This is a genomic window from Deltaproteobacteria bacterium (genome assembly GCA_018668695.1).
Classification (GTDB): domain Bacteria; phylum Myxococcota; class XYA12-FULL-58-9; order XYA12-FULL-58-9; family JABJBS01; genus JABJBS01.
The window spans coordinates 1-4,367 of sequence record JABJBS010000031.1 but is presented as its reverse complement, the minus strand read 5'-3'; the positions used below and the strand labels follow the sequence as shown (position 1 = coordinate 4,367).

Sequence of the window (4,367 nt, the reverse complement as noted above, 5' to 3'; positions counted from 1 at the left end):
CCTTTAAGCAAAAACTCATCTGACACCTCGAGTTCGTCAAAGAGTTCACCTACGGTTCGTCCATCAGCTTCTGGGTCCCGCAGAGCCCTGGTGAAGGCCAAGACAACCTTTTGCATGGTTTCCATAACATCAGGGCTACGTTCGATGTTATGACCGTCTTTAGCAAACCATCCAGCGAAGGGTGAATCGAACCAGTCGTGGGCTGCGCCGTGTGAGATGGGCTCGACATTAATTTCTTTTAATAAAGCCCAAAGGTTTGGCCACTGTCTTGCTCGGAAGGCTCCAAATGCAGGATCACGCCGGTGTTTGCCGCCGTCTATATCCTTCGCACATGCATGACCGCCTAATGTGGGCAGCCGTTCAAAGACCTCAACTTGATAACCGAAGCTTGCAAGCGCGAGGGCTGATGCGAGTCCTGAGGCTCCGCCGCCGACTATGGCGACGCGTTTCGAAATGGGACAATCGTATGGGTGCGGAGCAGTGGCTTCGTTGCGAGCATGTCTTACGCGCTGACTATTTGCATAAGCGCTGAGTCTGGCGCGGTTGAGGCGACCCAAGGGTAAAAGCAGTGCAGAGGAGACATGAAAAGGATTGAAAGCGAGTGATTCACCATCCACGGGATTTTGAGCCGGGATCTCCAGGCGCGCGACGCAATACCAGGGACTCTTCCAGTCGATGCGTTCATCGTCGATGGGGCAGCCGTGGCTGTCCGCGTCCTCAGGATCGGCAAATTGAATTTCTAAATTGAAGTCGAGAGAGTTTCTAGCTTCACTTACAACAAGAGACAGCGCTTCCTCAAGGCAGCGGGTTCCTCGCTCTTGAATGATGCTCTCGTATTTACTTCGCTGAGCTTCAGGTAAAACATCTGCGGCATCTTGGGTCGGTCGCAGTCTGTATTTTACCGCTGCTTGTTCGCCCCAACGAAAGGCTGACGCCGAGTATTGTGTTTCGTTAAAGACCTGTTGGACGGCTGTTGTTCTCGAGGCTGCATAGGAGTCACGTAGAGCTGAAGCATCTTCTTGAAAGACAAGCTCGACCGGGTCGTTCGTCATAAAAACAGGAGAATTAATAAAGAGCAGGTCGTGTGCTGTCTTACCACGCGGGGTTAATATTTTGAGGCCTAGACCAACTGCTTGGTCACCATCATTATCAGGCATGGTCTCGAAGCGAGGGCCACCGCTGGTTGAATATCGTAGGATCACAGGAAACGTTTGTTTGGTTTGGCCAAACACACCAGGCCTCACGCTATCAATAGGTAAGGGTGGAAGTGTCTGCTCTAAAACATGGAGCTTGGCCTCGAGGACGCCAAGGCCACGTGCATGAATACCTCGAAGAGCTTTTCCTTCAGGCCCTAAATCAGCCGGGCAGCGGTAGGTGTCGACTTTTTCAGAAAACCAGTCATCGATTCGGCGGTGGTCACTGAGTTCTCTTCCCGCGAACCTGTCCACTGTTGCGATGAAGGGGCACTCGGTGATCTCCTCGCTTTTCTCAGATGACTCTGAAGCGCTTTCGTCACGGCGGCTCTCCATGTCTCGAAGGACGCTTGGGTCGCGTTGTTGTCGTGCAAAGAGTTCGAGGTCAAAATCGGGGTCGTTTTTAGCAAAATCTGCCACGATGGCATCGATGATTTGCGATGGTTCTTGATCATAGGTCTTGGCATAGAAGGAAATTATCTCTTCGGCGGAACCGCCCGTTACGAGAGACTCTGGATTGAGGTCACCATCTTCACCGGCGAAATGATTGACCAGTGTTGTGATAATCGCCTGTTTATCTTGCCCAAAGAGCTTGGCATAAAACTCGATGATTGCGTCGGTTAGGGAACCGGGTGAGAGGTTGACTGCCATCAGTCTTCGCCCTCGGAGTTGGGTTTATCCGGTTTCGATTTTTTCTCAGGAGGCAAGGACGCGATTGAACCAAAGAGCATCCGAGATCCCACAGGAAGCGAGCCGTAATCTTGGCCGCGTGATTGCCGAGGCGAGCCGTCTCCCTTTAAAGCAGGTCTGCTAATATCTGTGTCTTTGGTTTTGCGGTCTTGTTTGGAACCAAAAAGTCGCACTGAACTGACGGGGCTCTCATCTTTAATGACTCTCATCTCAATCGTATCTTCAAGCGATGGACCCTCGCGCGTTGATTGAGAAACGGCTTCTAAGATTCGTTGGAATCGGATTGCCAGAGCGTCGAGCTCTCGCTGATTCATGAGCGCGGCCTTACATCGCCAGTTGCCTTCGAGTTCATCTTTCTCATTCATCTTAAGGTCCATGATGGAATGAGAGTGCAGAGGAAGACGATCACCGGTTAATGATGATGTGGCTATGTTCTGAAAGACCTCAGACTTAAAACTTCTTAGTTCTTCGACTTGTTCTTTTGGGGGTTCTTGAATGCTAAGCACGGCCCAGCTGAGGTGCTCACGGAGTGAAGCGTCGTGACCGAGTGCATCGTGAAGAAGCGAGAGAGGAATGTCGTGCTCGATTGCTTGATGGAAAGTTGAATCGTTGGCGCTGGCCATATCTCGAAACGAAGTTTTACGAGGGACCCTTACGCGAACCAAAGTGGCTTCGCTGCATGGAGCAATCAAGTTTTCTGTATTGGCTAATCGACCTTGAATAGGTGTTTGAATGATCAGTTCACGTTGACGATAGTGCCTAGAAAGGACTGTGGCATAGGCTGTAATAAACACGCCACGTAGGTCAGTTTTCCAGCGAGCGCAGGCTGCTTTGAGACCCGCCATGGCTTCGGAACCTACTTTGAGAGCTGTAGAGATAGCTTCGAGCGATGCTCCCGGGTTTCGGTCAGCGGGAATGCGGAGATGCTCCAGGGTTCCGCGTAAATAGGTTTTCCAAAATCCGATACGACGGTCGAAGGCATGGGTCTGCAAAAGCCCTTGCTGCCAATGCGCTACATCAACGAGTTGATATGGCAGTGCTCCAGTCACGTCAGGGTTTTCCACGTTATCTTTGGCTTGTGCGTAGAGCTGAGCAAGTTCATTGCGCAGGATGTTAAGAGACCAGTGGTCGCAAATTGCGGGATGCAGAACTGCAGCGATAAGCATTTTATCTGAGCTGAGACGAAAGACGTGAAAATCGAAAGAGGATTGTTCCAGGTTCAGATGTCTACCGATCAACGTATGAACGCGGCTGTAAGCTTCAGTCTCGTTTTCTGCATCTTCTAGGTAGAAATTATCAGAAGACCAGTCTGGTTGAACGAGTTGTCCGTAGGAACCATCGCGGCGTTGTTCAAAGGTTGTGCGCAGAGCCGATTGCCTTTCAGTTAGCCATTCAACGGCTTTTTGAAGCGCCTCCAGTGAAATGTCTCCTTGTAACCAACCACAGAGCATTAAATTGTTGGGCTCTGCAAAAGGGTTGAGGTGTTCTTTAAGCGCGGCTTCCTGTGCATAGAGGAGCGGGTGGATAACTGTTGAGATTGTATCAGCGGCGGCTGTGGGGTGCGCCTTCAGATCTGGCATGGGCTCTCTGGCCTTCGACATCCCAGTTGCGTCACCTTCGATAAGGTGGGCTGCCAAAGCTGTCGCCGTATCTATTTTTAAGAGAGTACTGATGCGAATGGCTGCGTGCGGGTGCTCTTTGTTAATCGCCTCAATAAGCTCTCCAACTGCCAGCTGGGACAAATTGAGTGCTGGGAGAGAGGTCTCGGGCGGTAGAGGCGAAGGTGAATGGGTAAGCTGAGTTAAGGTGCGAAGAATCATAGCCAATGTTTCTTCGTAACCAGGCATGGAATTGAAATCACTGACGGGCGCAGTCCAGATGCCATGAGGAAGTGTGTCGAGGGTATTGTCGAGTAATCTTTCTCGGGCCTCAAATCTTCGTAGTTTACCGCTTGAGGTTTTAGGAATACTGCCAGATTGAATCAGTGCAATGGTCGAGACGTCGACTTTGTGCTCGGCGGCTAAGCAAGTACGGATGGCATTAAAAACGGTTGGCTCATCTAGCTCAGGGCTTCTAACTTCGGCCACAATTGCAAGGCGCTCTACCGAAGTGGTGGTTTCTTCATAAGACACCGCGGCAATTCGGCCTGGGCGAAGATATTGCCGGGTATTGGTCGATAGAGTGACTTCAAGATCTTCAGAGTAATGATTTTTTCCTGCGAGGATAATCATGTCTTTTTGCCGCCCGCAGATGAAGAGTTCACCGTTTTCTGCTGAGATAAAACCCAGGTCACCGGTGCGTAGATATTCGTTCGTGTTGTCAGGTACGCCTGGGAGCCGGGCGTGAAAGGCAGTTCGGGTAAGCTCGGGCTCCTTAAAATAGCCAATGGTTTTACTACCGCTTGCTACCCAAACTTCGCCAACTCTCCCAGGAGGCATTGTTTCGAGAGGGTCACCATCTGAATTGATTTTAACAATTTGAAGG

At 50.7% G+C, this 4,367-nt stretch carries 2 protein-coding genes; both read right to left on the bottom strand.

Annotated features, from left to right (window positions below):
* Window positions 1-1,844 (bottom strand): NAD(P)-binding protein (locus HOK28_01450; protein ID MBT6431724.1); only part of this gene is annotated, 1,844 nt, incomplete at its 3' end.
* Window positions 1,844-4,367: AMP-binding protein (locus HOK28_01445; protein ID MBT6431723.1), on the bottom strand; the 2,524-nt coding region annotated here is incomplete at its 5' end. The genes HOK28_01450 and HOK28_01445, both read right to left, overlap by 1 nt.